This window comes from Vibrio sp. TRT 21S02, assembly GCF_050113675.1.
GTDB lineage: Bacteria > Pseudomonadota > Gammaproteobacteria > Enterobacterales > Vibrionaceae > Vibrio.
The window spans coordinates 97,358-112,171 of the sequence record NZ_JBNJOI010000009.1 but is presented as its reverse complement, the minus strand read 5'-3'; the positions used below and the strand labels follow the sequence as shown (position 1 = coordinate 112,171).

General features: G+C 43.9%; 12 protein-coding genes. 4 read left to right on the top strand and 8 right to left on the bottom strand.

What is annotated here, in order from left to right; translation table 11 throughout:
• The first annotated feature begins 4 nt into the window (after positions 1–4).
• The gene (nagK, locus tag ACQEXU_RS13505; protein WP_367989103.1) at positions 5–916 is read left to right on the top strand and encodes an N-acetylglucosamine kinase; all 912 of its coding nucleotides are present in this window, start codon (positions 5–7) and stop codon (positions 914–916) included.
• Positions 917–981: 65 nt separating this feature from the next.
• Here nagK and ACQEXU_RS13500 read toward each other — a convergent pair whose 3' ends face one another.
• The 6 genes from ACQEXU_RS13500 to ACQEXU_RS13475 all read right to left on the bottom strand — a co-directional run bounded on the left by ACQEXU_RS13500 (position 982) and on the right by ACQEXU_RS13475 (position 5,895).
• Positions 982–1,242, bottom strand: coding sequence for a DUF2960 family protein (locus tag ACQEXU_RS13500; RefSeq protein WP_367989104.1), 261 nt, complete (start codon positions 1,240–1,242; stop codon positions 982–984).
• Between the two features lie 62 nt (positions 1,243–1,304).
• Entirely contained in the window at positions 1,305–3,086 is a 1,782-nt protein-coding gene (locus ACQEXU_RS13495) for a bifunctional molybdopterin-guanine dinucleotide biosynthesis adaptor protein MobB/molybdopterin molybdotransferase MoeA (protein ID WP_427011208.1), read from the bottom strand.
• The gene (mobA, locus tag ACQEXU_RS13490; RefSeq protein ID WP_427011207.1) at positions 3,083–3,670 is read right to left on the bottom strand and encodes a molybdenum cofactor guanylyltransferase MobA; all 588 of its coding nucleotides are present in this window, start codon (positions 3,668–3,670) and stop codon (positions 3,083–3,085) included. The genes ACQEXU_RS13495 and mobA overlap by 4 nt, the downstream gene beginning before the upstream one ends.
• A complete protein-coding gene (locus ACQEXU_RS13485) occupies positions 3,648–4,361 on the bottom strand; it encodes an energy-coupling factor ABC transporter ATP-binding protein (protein WP_427011206.1) in 714 nt (237 codons plus the stop codon). Before ACQEXU_RS13485 ends, mobA begins: the two co-directional genes overlap by 23 nt.
• Positions 4,362–4,371: 10 nt before the next feature.
• A complete protein-coding gene (locus tag ACQEXU_RS13480) occupies positions 4,372–5,070 on the bottom strand; it encodes an ABC transporter permease (protein WP_367989108.1) in 699 nt (232 codons plus the stop codon).
• Positions 5,071–5,076: 6 nt separating this feature from the next.
• Positions 5,077–5,895 carry a substrate-binding domain-containing protein gene (locus ACQEXU_RS13475; protein ID WP_367989109.1) on the bottom strand — a complete coding sequence of 273 codons (819 nt, stop codon included), beginning with the start codon at positions 5,893–5,895 and terminating at the stop codon, positions 5,077–5,079.
• 232 nt (positions 5,896–6,127) lie between these two features.
• Here ACQEXU_RS13475 and ACQEXU_RS13470 point away from each other — a divergent pair, with 232 nt between their 5' ends.
• The gene (locus ACQEXU_RS13470; RefSeq protein ID WP_427011205.1) at positions 6,128–7,582 is read left to right on the top strand and encodes a sigma-54-dependent transcriptional regulator; all 1,455 of its coding nucleotides are present in this window, start codon (positions 6,128–6,130) and stop codon (positions 7,580–7,582) included.
• Entirely contained in the window at positions 7,572–9,599 is a 2,028-nt protein-coding gene (locus tag ACQEXU_RS13465) for a sensor histidine kinase (RefSeq protein ID WP_427011204.1), read from the top strand. Before ACQEXU_RS13470 ends, ACQEXU_RS13465 begins: the two co-directional genes overlap by 11 nt.
• Positions 9,600–9,669: 70 nt before the next feature.
• On the opposite strand, the gene ACQEXU_RS13460 is transcribed toward ACQEXU_RS13465, so the two are convergent.
• Positions 9,670–10,548, bottom strand: a complete 879-nt coding sequence (locus ACQEXU_RS13460) for a mechanosensitive ion channel family protein (RefSeq protein WP_427011203.1) — start codon at positions 10,546–10,548, stop codon at positions 9,670–9,672.
• Between the two features lie 2 nt (positions 10,549–10,550).
• Entirely contained in the window at positions 10,551–12,896 is a 2,346-nt protein-coding gene (locus tag ACQEXU_RS13455) for an AAA family ATPase (RefSeq protein ID WP_427011202.1), read from the bottom strand.
• Positions 12,897–13,220: 324 nt separating this feature from the next.
• Here ACQEXU_RS13455 and ACQEXU_RS13450 point away from each other — a divergent pair, with 324 nt between their 5' ends.
• Entirely contained in the window at positions 13,221–14,813 is a 1,593-nt protein-coding gene (locus ACQEXU_RS13450; RefSeq protein ID WP_367989114.1) for an ABC-F family ATPase, read from the top strand.
• The last annotated feature ends 1 nt before the right edge of the window (position 14,814 follow it).

Genomic DNA, 14,814 nt, shown 5'->3' with positions numbered 1-14,814 from the left:
AGGCATGTATTACGGCTTTGATGTTGGTGGTACCAAAATTGAATTTGGTGCGTTTAACGAAAAACTGGAGCGTGTAGCGACAGAACGTGTACCAACACCAACAGAAGACTATCCACAGCTGTTAGAAACAATCGCAGGACTGGTTGCTAAGTACGATCAAGAGTTTGGGTGTGAAGGCACAATTGGCCTTGGTCTACCAGGTATGGAAGATGCGGATGATGCGACAGTACTGACCGTAAACGTACCTGCAGCAAAAGGAAAGCCACTACGTGCAGACCTAGAAGCAAAAATTGGCCGTCGCGTTAAAATTGAAAATGACGCCAACTGCTTTGCACTTTCTGAAGCGTGGGATGATGAGCTAAAAGACGAACAATCTGTCATGGGCCTGATTTTGGGTACTGGCTTTGGTGGCGGCTTGGTTTATGAAGGTAAAGTTTTCTCAGGTCGTAACAACGTTGCTGGTGAGCTTGGTCACATGCGCCTACCTATCGATGCGTGGTTCCATTTGGGCGAAAACGCGCCATTACTGGATTGTGGTTGTAGCAACAAAGGCTGTATTGATAATTACCTCTCAGGTCGTGGTTTTGAGTTGCTGTACGAGCATTACTACGGCGAAAAGAAGAAAGCGATTGATATCATCAAAGCTAATGCAGAAGGGGAAGCTAAAGCGGTTGAGCATGTCGAACGCTTCATGGAGTTGTTAGCCATTTGCTTTGCGAACATCTTCACTGCGAATGATCCACACGTTGTTGTGCTTGGTGGTGGTTTATCTAACTTCGAACTTATCTACGAAGAAATGCCAAAACGCATTCCAAAACATCTACTTTCTGTCGCGAAAGCACCGAAGATCGTTAAAGCAAAACACGGTGACTCCGGTGGTGTTCGTGGCGCTGCATTCTTAAATATTAAAGACTAAGATTGCATCGTACCGACAATAAAAAGGGCTTGCATTCAGCAAGCCCTTTTTGCGTTTCTTAGCATCTATTTTTTGCCAACGCCACGGTTTTCTTTTTGCTGTAGCGTAATCTTACCGAAACCCAGTTTGTTGAAATGGTTGTCACGATAATTTCGAACCGCTTTTGTATCCGAAATGGCTTCGATCTGCTGTTCCATCTTTAGAAAATCACTAATATCGATGCCTTCTGCATCCGCAACGGCTTCGTGGATATTACGAAACTGTTGGTAAGAAAAAGTTAGGGTCTTCTCAACACCTTTGTAGGTATAAATAATCGTACGAGCCATAATTCTCACTGTAATAAAAAAGGCCAACATTGAGGTGCTGGCCATGGTAATCCTCAATCGTGTTAGATTCTGCCTTGAAGTGGGATAATTGTCACGCTTTCGCCCACTTTTACTGTGTCAACTTCAGGAGATATTTCAATCAAGCAGTTCGCTTCACTCATCGAACGCAAGATGCCTGAACCTTGTTTACCCGTCGTTTTTACTGTTAATCGCCCCATATTATCGAGCTGATAGATACCCCGGCTAAATTCGGTACGCCCCTGTCTTGAGCGTAGATTTTCTTCAGCAACGGCATTGACCTTTAACGGTTTCCAGTTTGTTTCACCTTGCATTTTTCGAAGTGCTGGTTCGACAAAGTTAATAAAGGAAACCATAACTGCAACCGGATTGCCCGGTAGCCCAAAGAAAGGTTTACCATTGAGCTGACCAAAGGCTAGGGGTCTTCCTGGGCGCATATTGATACGCCAGAAATCAATTTGTCCTAAGCGATCCAACGCAAGCTTAATGTAGTCAGCGTCACCCACAGAAACGCCACCGGAAGTGATCACGACATCAGCTTGAGTAGACGCATCCTCAAGTGCTTTCACCATCAATTCTTCATTATCTTCTAAGATACCAAAATCGAGGATCTCGCATCCTAGCTTTTCAAGTAATCCAATAATGGTGAATCGGTTGGAGTCATAAATCGAATTCGGCTTTTGTTCACAACCTGGTGCTTGAACTTCATCTCCCGTCGAGAATACCGCTACTTTCAATTGACGATAAACTTCAACGTCACCAAAACCAAGAGAAGCCAGCATCCCCATCTCTGGTGAAGAAAGGCGGCACCCAGAAGCAAAGACCGATTGGCCCAAAGCGAGATCTTCGCCAGCTTGGCGAACGTTTTGACCTACTTTAATCGATGCCTCGCCAAAGGTGACAATGTCACCATCTTGCGAGGATTGCTCTCTCATAACCACCGTATCTGCAAATTCAGGCGTTGGCGCGCCCGTCATAATTTTAACGGCTTGGCCTTTCTGTAAAGGTTGATCGTATGCATGTCCGGCGAGCACTTCAGCAACTACCTGATATTCATTTCGTTCTAGGTCATCACCTCGTATTGCATACCCATCCATCGCTGAATTGGTATATTGAGGCACATTAACAGGGGAGTGAATATCCGTTGCCAACACACGATTGTACAGGCACTCTGTGCTCACCGATTCAAGTTCAACCACTGAATCCACGAGAGAAAGGATTTTCTGTTGGCCTTGAGATACAGATAAAAATGCAGGAGACAAGGTATCGCAACAAGCGCTTTCAGACTTAACACTGGCTTCTGGTTGAGCAAAGTTCTTCACGTATTGCTGAACGAAAGTTGAGATTTCATCCAGATCGTTAATGTGTAGTTGAGGCAATGAAGAATCCGCGACATGTGAATCGGCTGCGATCGCGATGATATTCTCATCATTCGGGTAAAGCCATGGTTTCCCAACAGCATCACGGTGTAATTCAATTTTAGGGAAGGCGATGTTTTTACAGCCTTCGACAAGGATAACGTCCAGCTTAGAAGCATCAAATCGGCTCAACAAATATTCGAACTCAGATTCTGATTCAGGTGTTTCAGTCATTAAAGCATAGCGATTTCGCGAAGAAATCAACATTTGAGATGCGCCAGCTTTTCTAAGACGGTGACTGTCTTTACCCGGTTTATCAACATCAAAATTATGGTGAGCATGCTTTAACATACCAATGCGTAGGCCAGCAGCTGTTAACTTCGGTAACAAGGCTTCCAACAGGGTGGTTTTTCCGGTACCAGAATAAGCGGCGAAGCCGAGAATTGGGAGGTTGATGATGTGTTTCATACTTCTAATGTTCCAAATTGGGCGAGTTCTTCTGGCGTGTTTAAATTAACAAAACACTCTGGGGTGTCACTGAAGTCAACGTAACTCGTTACACATTCTTTATAGAGCAAAATGATCTTTCTATCACCACGTTTAAGAAATGCTTCGAGTTTTGGGAGCACACGTTTGTGATATAAGGTGAAGACAGGCTGTTGATACTCACCATCATGAGCAACCAAGATATCGCTATTTGGCTTGACCTGTTCACAAAATCGAGAGACTAGGTTGTTACTTATCTGCGGGCTATCGCAAGGAACAAAGCCAACCCAATCGGTCGGAGCGTTGACCAATCCGGCATGGATGCCACCTAATGGCCCCGGGTAGTCTCGAAATTCGTCAGAAAAGACCGGAGCATATTGTTGGTACAATTCCTGATTTCGATTGGCATTAATCAGAATGTTCTCTGTTTGAGGAGACAGTTTTGCTAAGACATGTTCAATAAGCGGGGTGTTGTTTAGTTCAATCAAACCTTTATCTTTACCGCCCATTCTGCTGGCTTGCCCGCCAGCCAAAATAACCCAACTAGTTTGCGTTGGAAGTAGCATACGTGTTCTCTTTTTTATCGCTTATGATTTGTAACAGCGGAGACTCTACCAAAGTCATATCTTTTATCCACCATTGTTTGTGGCATAAATCGGTGAGCGCATTTTTCTGATGACTCGTGATTACGATACTTGAGCCTCTAGCGAGTAAATCTTTAGCCATGATAACCAGTCGTTGAATCGATTCTTGATCCAATGAAGCGCTTGGTTCATCCATCAATAAGATAGAAGGTTTAAGTATCCAAGCTCGAGCCATCGCTACACGTTGTTTCTCACCACCAGAAAGCACTGAGATATGTTCATCTGCCAATGTTTCTAACCCTACCATTCGCAACGCGGTAATAACTTGAGCTCGCTTGTCTTTTGCAGAATCAGTTTGATAACGAATGCCGTAAACCACATTTTGATAAACGCTACCATCAAAGAGGTAAGGGGACTGGTGTAGATACACGACATCTTTACGTCCACCTTTGGAAAAAAGGCGCTGGATCAGAGTGTCTGAAGGTGCAACAACTTTGCCTGTTGATGGCTTTAGTAAGCCAGAAAGAATCTTGAGCAACGTAGTTTTGCCAACGCCATTGTCACCTTTTAGATAGATAGCGTCATTTGGGCCAATAGAAAGCTCCGGAATATGGAACAATACTCGTTCTTTAAAACGCATCGACAGTTGTTGTGCTGAAATTTTAATTGTCATAAAACACGCCTTACGCTCTCAAGTACCCTTTACCACGCATGCTGGTAAGGAAAAAATTCAATAGAAGTGCCAACGTGAGCAACACAATGCCAAGAGCAACACCTTGGGCGAAAGCGCCTTTGTGGCTCTCCATTGCGATTGCGGTCGGAATGTTTCGGGTGACTCCCATAATGTTGCCGCCAACCATCATTGAACAACCCACTTCGGTCACTATGCGCGAAAAAGCTGCGATCGTTGCGGCTAGTAAGGGGAACCGGGTTTCCCAAATCATGGTTAACGCAACGCGTGGCATTGAAACGCCTAATGTGATTGCGGTTTCCACCGCACGGCGATCGCTTGATTGTAGTGCGCCGTGCATCATCGACACCAAAACCGGAAAAGCAACAAGCATTTGGCCTAAGATCATCGCTTTTTGGGTAAACAGCATTTGCCAATCACCTAATGGGCCAGAACGAGACAATAACATGTAGAGCAACAGGCCAATCACTACCGTGGGAATTGCTTGAAGGGTATTTACCAGTGACAGCAATAACCATTTCCCTTTAAATTCGGTGTAGGCAAGGGTGAAGGAAAATAAAACAGCCGGAAGCAGCACTACTGAAATGGCAGACAAAGAGACGCTAAAGGAGACCGCAACGATCTCCCATAGCTCATTATCAAAACTCACCAATAGCGTGAGTGCTTCAAGTGTTGTTTGCCAAAGGCTCATAGAGTGTTATTTCTCATTTGCATTGGCAACAAACAATTGTTTGCCATTCAACTTGAACTCATTGATCAATTTTTGCCCCTTCGGATTAACTAGCCAGTCGCTAAAGACTTTAGCGCCTTGATAATTAATTGTTGGGTAGCGTTCGGGGTTAACAAGAATTACTTGATAAGGGTTGAATAGCTGTTTGTCGCCTTGGAATAGGATCTTTAAATCTAATTTATTATTGTACGCTAACCAAGTGCCTCGGTCCGTCATGGTGTAGCCTTGCATTTCTGACGCCATATTCAATGTTGGGCCCATGCCTTGACCGACACTACGGTAGCCACCGAAATTCGGTTCAATTTTGCTTTGTTCCCAAATGCCTTTTTCTTTCTTGTGCGTTCCAGAATCATCCCCACGCGACACAAACGTCACGTTACTGTTCGCGATATTCTTGAATACTGTCGCAACATCTTTTTGGTTCGCAATTTTAGCCGGATCAGAATCAGGGCCTACAATAACAAAGTCATTGTACATCAGTTTACGAGGCAATACGCCGTAGCCATTATGAACAAAGGTTGCTTCAGCTTTAGGGGCGTGTGTCATCACAAGATCAACGTCACCGTTTTCACCCATTTTTAATGACTTACCGGTACCAGCTGCAATGACATCCACTTTATATCCCGTGTCTTGCTCAAACTTAGGCAGTAGGTAGTCAAGTAATCCGGAATGATAAGTGCTGGTTGTGGTGGCTAAACGAATGTGTTCATTACCTTCTGCAGAACTTGCGGAGTAACTGATTAAAGCCAGTGACGCAGTGGCCAACGTTAAAGTCATTGATTTCATAATGCGATGGTTCCATTTTTATCATGTTAGCTCGTAATAATCCGAGCTTTATAAATCCGGATGAATATATAGCAAGCAAAGTGCCAAGTTTTTCAGTTATCTTTAAACTGTTAAATCAATAAGTTACGAACTCAACATTTGACAAGGGACAAAATGTCTCAACTTAATCCAGAGTAATCCCTAGATTCTTGGTACACTCTGTCCCATATATAACAAATAATGATTGAACAGTATGTCTCCAACCTTTGACTCCGCGAAACAAAATCAATTTCAGGCTTTTTCTGTCCTAATTGTTGACGATGAAGCTGGCATGCAAGCTATTTTAAGAAAAGCGCTCAGCAAATGGTTCTCGAAAGTCGATAGCGCTGGAAGTATCGAAGACGCTGAAATCCTACGCATCAAAAATCACTATGATTTAATTATTCTCGATATCAATTTGCCAGGACGTTCAGGTATCGAGTGGGAAGAAGCGTTTAATGACGAAGACAAGCGTGCTGACGTTATTTTTATGACCGGATACGCAGACTTAGAAACCGCGATCTCAGCATTGAAGCTAGGCGCTACAGACTTCATCTTAAAGCCTTTCAATCTCGAGCAGATGTTGCAAGCCGTTCAACGATGCATGGATAAACGTTTGAATGAGCGCCATCAATATGCATTAAAACATGACTTCGAGCGCCATATCACCACCGAAATTGTCGGTGGCTCAGAGAAAACAAAACAGCTCAAATTAATGATCAACCAATTTGCGCCTTCAAGAGCGTCTGTTCTTATTGAAGGTGAATCTGGAACAGGTAAGGAACTGGTGGCTCGTGGTGTGCATGAAGCGAGTCAGAGAAGTGGGCCATTCGTACCGCTTAACTGTGGCGCTATTGCTCCAGAACTATTGGAAAGTGAATTATTTGGTCATACCTCAGGGGCGTTTACCGGCGCCAAGAAAAATCGCGAAGGCCTTTTTCGAGTCGCAAATGGTGGCACCTTATTTTTAGATGAAATCGGCGAGATGCCTCTGGCAATGCAATCATCATTGCTAAGAGTACTTGAGCAACGCACGATCCGACCTGTGGGGAGTGAAAAAGAGATCAGCATTGATGTACGTGTAGTAGCAGCGACCAACCGTAACTTGAAAGAAGAGGTGGAAAAAGGAAACTTCCGTGAGGATCTGTTCTATCGTCTCAACGTATTGAAGATAGATGTTTCACCACTTCGAGAGCGAAAAAATGACCTAATTGAACTGGTGCCATTTTTCACCCGAATGCTCACCAAAGAGTTGGGAATGCCCGATTTAAAATGGGCACACGAAGATATTGTGGCAATGAATGATTACGATTGGCCGGGCAATATTCGAGAGTTAAAGAACTTAATTGAGCGCTGTATTTTATTGGGCAAACCGCCTGCTCATTATTGGCGTGAACTACAAGGCGATATTCCACCAGCACACATTTCAATGACGGTTTCAAGCGGAGCCCAACTGCCGGATTTACCGGAAGGAAATAGAAAAGACTTTGGTGATGGTTATCCAAACAGCTGGACGTTAAAAGAAGTTGAAAAATCGCACATTCAACAACTTGTCGAACACCATGATGGTAATAAGTCAGCGGCAGCTCGTGATCTTGGTGTCGCACGAAAAACGTTAGAACGTAAATACAAAGAGTGGGATTCAGAGGAGTCGGATCATGCCGACTGAAAAGGGATTGATACGTAAATGGCGTTACCGATTTAAAACCATGGTGCGTTATCGGTTGTTGTTTTTGACATCCGCTCCCATCTTTCTGACTTTACTTGCGCTAATCGGTATCACGATATATTGGTCTGTTCATTACACTTGGCAAAGTGCATTGATCGATGTGTCTGAACGCCTTGGCGTAGCAAATAACAGCATTGAACTTTTACAGCAAAAACAAGCTAATCATGTGCAGGCATTCTCTCAGTCTTATGATTTTCGGGTAAGAGTGAAGTCGGATAAGATCGATCCAGAATTTATCGCTTGGGTTTCTGAGCAAAAGCACCATTACAAACTTGATTTTCTTAAGTTTCATCGCGTCGATACCATTGAAGAAAAATTCAGGTTTATGGATCTCACCCATAAAGAATCATTTTTTGATGTACTTGATCCAAATGACCTCAATAGGTTGGATGCTGAACTGGCAAAAAAGGCCCAAATTCCAATTTTGAATAGTAATCGTGTGGAAGGTCGTGGATTGATTAGCCGCACTGTCATTCCGGTTCGAAATGATGAACATGAGCTCATCGGCTTTCTCGATGGCGGATTATTGCTAAATAACAGCACTGTGCTTGTAGATCAGATCCGAGACCTCATTTATCCATCAACGCAAGATAGCTTGCGTCCAATCGGTACGTTGACACTTTTTCTTGATGATCTTCGCGTCAGTACGAACGTACCGCTAGACAGTGAAGGGCGACTTGGCCGAGCGATCGGTACCCGTGTGTCGAGCGAAGTCAATCGTGCGGTTCTAGGTGAGGGCAAAGAATGGGTCAACCGAGCCTATGTTTATGACGCTTGGTATATCACGGCATATCAACCAATTCGTGATCAATACGATAATGTCATTGGTATGTTGTATACCGGTTATTTAATGTGGCCATTCCTTAAAGCGTATTTGACAAACATCGTTGAGATCAGCATCACCACCTTGGTTCTCTTATTGGTTTCAGGTGTGATGGTTTATCGTGGCTCACGTGACTTGTTTAATCCAATTGAGCATATCTACCGCGTCGTCAAAATGATCCAGTTAGGTAAAGAAACACGCATTGGTCCACTTGGCCTAGACGAAAAACACGAGTTGGCCCAACTAGCAAAACAGTTCGATAACATGTTGGATTTATTGCGGCAGCGAAAAAACGAGCTGAAGTATGCGGCTGAAGAGTTAGAACAAAAAGTGAAGCAGCGTACTGCGAGTTTAGAAGAAAAAACTGCAGAACTGGAGCTGCATATTCAGCTACTCAACCAAACTCGAGATAAGTTGGTTGTGAACGAAAAACTCGCGGCGCTAGGTGAGTTAACAGCAGGTATCGCTCATGAAATCAATAACCCAACTGCGGTGATCCTAGGTAACGTGGAGTTAATGGAATTCGAATTAGGGGACGACTCTTCCCGAGTGAAAGATGAAATCCACGCAATTTTGGCCCAGATTGACCGTATCCGGAATATTACCCGAAGCCTTTTACAATATAGCCGCCAAGGTGGCGTGCAAGATGAAGTCACCTGGCAACACGTTAACCCAATCATCGAAGAAAGTATTACCTTGGTCAAAACTGGAGCGAAGAGACGCAACATCGAGTTTGTTTCTGAGCTCAATGCCCATACGCCCGTTGAATTTAATCGCCACCATCTTCTGCAAATTTTGGTTAACCTACAAATGAATGGAATCCATGCAATGCAAGGGGCTGGCAGACTAACAATTCACAGTGAAGACTGGGTAGAAGATGGCCTAGAAAAAGGCACGGTAATCCACGTAGAAGACGAGGGTTGCGGCATCAAACCAGAGAACCTAAGCCGTATCTTCTCTCCATTTTATACCACAAAGCGTGAAGGAACTGGTTTAGGGCTTTCTGTTTCTCAAAGTTTACTTAGCCAAACTGGCGGCGAGTTGGTCGCTGAGTCTGAGCTCGGAAAAGGCAGTCGCTTTAGTATTTATTTACCTAAGAAAGCGGAATTAGATGTGTTGGTTTCAACTAAATAATTGCGTAATTAAACAAGCAGCTAAGTAACATAACGTTGTAAAAAAGGCCTCCATTTTGGAGGCCTTTTGATTATCCAGCATGCACCGCAATCTTAGGCGGGTTAATACCGTGCTTTTTAAACTCTTTCATTACTCGAAGGGTAATGTCGGTTTCAAACAGCTTCTCGTACGCAGTATCCACCACGTAAGCCTTACAGGTTAATTGAATAGCAAGGTAGTTATCCGTGATGGTCTGTTTTACTAAAACAGTCACAGGCTTCGGTAAATGGATATAGCGGCTAGAAGAGGCAGCTTCTTGGATCAAATCACGAGCAAGCGTAATATCTTCATCCATCCCAACATAAAACGGAATCACCACCTGCATATCCAATGCACCATAGTTGCCGCTTACGGTAACTTCATTAAGGAATTTGTTGTTTGGAATGGTGATGATGTCATCAGTGAGTGTACGCATGCGAACAGAGCGCAAACCAATGGCAATAATATCCCCATAATTACCTTCAAACGTGACGCGGTCACCTACTTGAAAGGGACGATCTACCATAACGGTCATACCTGCGATAAACGATGCCGCAAGGTCTTTCAGAGCAAAACCAACAGAGACCGCAAGGGTACCACCTATTAGGGTTAGGATTTGGTCGTTGACCCGAAAACTCATCATAAAGACCAGCATACCGGCGGTCATATAGATAAAGAACTGCAGGAAAGACTGTAGCTTTTGCAGCAACATACGATACTGTGCAAATTGGCTACCAAAGCTTTCAACCAGTGAGTTAATGAACTTCAATAACAACCACGTTGCCGCAATGATGATGGCGGAGAAGAAAACGCCACTCCAACGGATAAGACTGGCGATCTGCGTGATGTTTTCGACATTAGCCACATCTTCAGAAGCCAACGCCGGCGAAGCGACCATCACAGACAAGAGTAATATAATCAGTTTTTTCATCTTTACTTCACCAATAAATGCTGACGATCTAGAACATTTGTAATGTGGCGGAACCAGTGATCACTGACTCGTGCCTTATCTTCACTCCACTCAATGTAACCACGGCTTTGGAAGTAGCGTAGGGTACCAATTACTTCTGCAATACTTAACTGTGTGCATTCAGACAGTTCTTCTGGCGACGCAATTTCGAGTTGAACGATTGAACGCAAGACCGCAAGCATCGGTTTTGGCATTTTTTCAAGCTCTTGCGACTCTGGTGCATGGAACAAGCGAACATAAACTTGCTCTTCTTCTTTATCTCGACGTAACGAGAGGCGGAAAAAGCGCAGTGCAACGGTTGGGTTGCCATCAGAGTAATGCCAAAGAATTCGGTAGAAGCCTTGTTTAGCGCGCTCTTCTTCGGTGATGTCTTCATGATCCCACTGCTTTGGAACCACTAAACCATCAAATGAAATTCTATGCTCTTCATTTTGGTTAATACGACTATCAAGCAGTTCACGGATAAGTTTTTCATTCCAACGAGGTAAAAAGCTCACGAGATCGAATAGCAATCTTTCACCACGAGCACGGTCGATAAAACGCCAACTCGCTTTCTCGATTGCAATCACCACACGATGGTTTTTCTTAGAGCGACGCAATAAATTGGTCAAACGAATCAAATCAGACAAACCGCCCACCATCGGTTTAACTAAGCGCTGAGCATTGTCGACAGCCATTAGGTAAGAGGTCTCACTTTTTCTTAGGTGAGCCAGAATTTGAATCTCACTCGATTCTTCGCTCAAGCCAAGTTGAGATGCCAATTCAGCCAGCAGCTCGCTATAACCGCTATGTTGACAATTAAGGTAGAGAGGTTTTGCGTTTCGCACCTTACTAAGTAGTGTGTGCAGTAGGGTTGTTGTTCCCACACCTCGCTCACCTGAAACCACACAAATTGCTGGGCTGTCTGTCATCAAATACTTAGACAATTGCTGTATTTCATCGCTTGCATAATCAACAAGCGTGCTTTCCTTAGTTCCCGGTAACACGTACTGAAATGCGTCGTCACCACGAACACGCACTAAGTGATTTTGTCCATTATTGATGCTGGTTTGTTTCGCAACCTCAATTCGGAATAAGTACGCTAATGCTTGACTAAAGAGCGCGTAATTCGACAGTAGGGCAACGATTTGGTGCTTAAAACTGTGAACTGTGAGCCAAACTATTGCTAGTGCTGTCGCTGGTAGATTCAGGAGGAAAGTGTCTTTTTTGGCAATTGCCCAATTAACCCAAACTGGACGATCGGTGATCTTCATCGCGGTATCAAAGACTTTCTTACGCCATAGCTTAAGCACAGATAGCGTGACCAAAACAAACCAGAAGTACAACGCATTGTAAATCCAGTAATAAATGGTTGTCTTACCAAGCGTGCGCATTGATATTTGCAAAATCACACCTGCGACGATAGCACTCCATACATATCGACGAATGGTCGCAAGGCGAAGCGCAATCACTTCCTCTGAAGAGGTTCTACTGTTTCGGTGCGCAAACTCAAGAAGGAAGCTGATTGCAATCGAGCCACCCAATACCCACCAAGTAAAGATCTCCAAGTAAATAAGATGCTGCAAGCTAGGGATGTTTGATAACACGCGTAGCGACAACGTAATTGCAATTAAGAATGCGATGGCGCGATGTGCTCGGCTGAAATACCAAACTAAACGAACCCATAAAGGTGGGTTTGTTTTACTTTCCAACTGTGTTTGGCGAAATACTTCGATGAGGCGTTTACTGTTTGCAAGCCACCAAGCTAAGCCAAAGTAGATAAACAACACTTTAAGAGCAGCCCAAACCACAGGAATCGGCGAGATCAAGATGTCGTTAATTAGTGCACGGAAGCTACGCAGTTGAAAGTGCAATAGGTATTGAGCATTGAGTTTGGTTTGATTCCATTCTTGCTTAAACTGTGTAACCCCATAAGGACCAAAACCAGTCAGTTTATCTCTAACGGGTTGCTCGGCAAGTTCAAGCAAATGCTGTTTGCTCTGCCCCAAACTATTTAGCGTTAGGTAGCTGCTCTCTGTTTCGAACCAGTCATTCTCTACATTTGATTCACGGTATTTCTCTAAGTGTGCCTTAAATACCGTCGTCTGCTTTTTCTGCTCATTGATCACCGCAGTCAGTAGCTGTCGAATTTTTCGGTGATCCCGCTCTGTCATAAACAGTGGCTCTGGGATCTTATTTATTTCGGAGGCAATTTCTTCTGCCACTGCATCGACTTGTGGTGTTGGTGTGAATTCATACTTCCATTCTGCCTGAGCAAAGCCAGACAATAAAACACCAGTCAATAACAATAAGCGCAATGCAAAACGCATAAAATTCTCTTTTAACTTAGTAGGTTAGAGTTAGTTTAGTCGGTTTGAATCTGAAATCGAGTTCAGCATGACCATTTTAAGGACGAAACACTTTAATCTCAGTTTTGATCCAAGTGTCAGTGAAGTGTCATGATTAAATTGTATTGCTTATCAATAACAATATTCAAGAAAGGTATGGTTAACTCACGTTGCTAAATTGCGAAATCTTCCACTTGAACAAGGCGGAAGATGCGAATAAATAAAAACAACACTTGCAGTTAACGTGCATAGCCAGTAACGTTGCGCGGTTTTTCCTAATAAACTTGAATTGCTAAGGTAAAGGTTTTGATTTCCACAGCGAATATTACTCAACAATTTGGCGCTAAGCCGCTATTTGAAAACATCTCAGTTAAGTTTGGCGAAGGTAACCGCTATGGCTTAATCGGGGCTAACGGTTGTGGTAAATCAACCTTTATGAAAATCCTGAGCGGTGAACTTGAACAAACAAGCGGTAACGTAAGCTACGATCCAAACGAGCGTGTTGCTAAGCTAAATCAGGACCAGTTTGCGTACGAAGAATTCACTGTCATCGATACCGTTATCATGGGTCATAAAGAGCTATGGGAAGTGAAGCAAGAGCGTGACCGTATCTATTCACTTGCTGAAATGAGCGAAGAAGACGGCATGAAGGTAGCTGACCTAGAAGTACAGTTCGCGGAAATGGACGGTTACATGGCAGAAGCGAAAGCGGGTGAGCTTCTTCTTGCTGTGGGTATTCCAATGGAGCAACACTTCGGCTTGATGAGTGAGGTTGCACCGGGTTGGAAACTTCGTGTGCTTCTAGCGCAGGTTCTATTCGCAGACCCAGACGTTATGCTTCTTGACGAACCGACCAACAACTTGGATATGGATACTATTCGTTGGTTGGAAGACACGCTAAACGCACGTAACTGCACAATGATCATCATTTCGCACGACCGTCACTTCCTGAACTCAGTATGTACCCACATGGCTGACTTGGACTACGGTGAGCTGCGTGTTTACCCAGGTAACTACGACGAATACATGACAGCGGCTTCTCAAGCTCGTGAGCGTCTACTGAATGACAACGCGAAGAAGAAAGCACAGATCGCGGAACTTCAAACGTTCGTTGCGCGTTTCTCTGCAAACGCCTCGAAAGCAAAACAAGCAACATCTCGTGCTAAGCAAATCGACAAAATCAAACTCGACGAAGTTAAAGCGTCTAGTCGCCAAAACCCATTCATTCGTTTTGAACAGTCTAAAGAGCTATTCCGTAACGCTCTAACTGTAGAAAACCTAAGTCAAGGTTTTGAAGAAGACCTGTTTGCAAACTTCAATGCAATTTTTGAAGTTGGTGAGCGCGTCGCCATCATCGGTGAGAACGGGGTGGGTAAGACAACCCTACTAAACACACTTGCTGGTGTACTAGAACCACGTACCGGTGAATTCAAATGGTCTGAGAACGCAAACATCGGTTACTACGCGCAAGACCACGCTCATGAATTTGAAGAAGATATGAATCTAACAGATTGGATGGGGCAATGGCGTCAAGAAGGTGATGACGAGCAAGTGGTTCGCAGCTTCTTAGGTCGTATGCTGTTTGGTCAAGACGATATTAAGAAATCCGTGAAAGTTCTGTCTGGTGGTGAACAAGGTCGTATGCTGCTTGGTAAGCTAATGATGCACAAGCCAAACATGCTGCTAATGGATGAACCAACTAACCACATGGACATGGAGTCGATCGAATCTTTAAACACGGCACTTGAGCAATACAAAGGTACGTTGTTCTTCGTATCACACGATCGTGTATTTGTAGATTCGCTTGCTACACGTATCCTCGAAATCAAAGACGGTAAAATCCATGATTTCAAGGGCACATACTCAGAGTTCCTACGTTCACGTGGTATAGAAGGTTAAT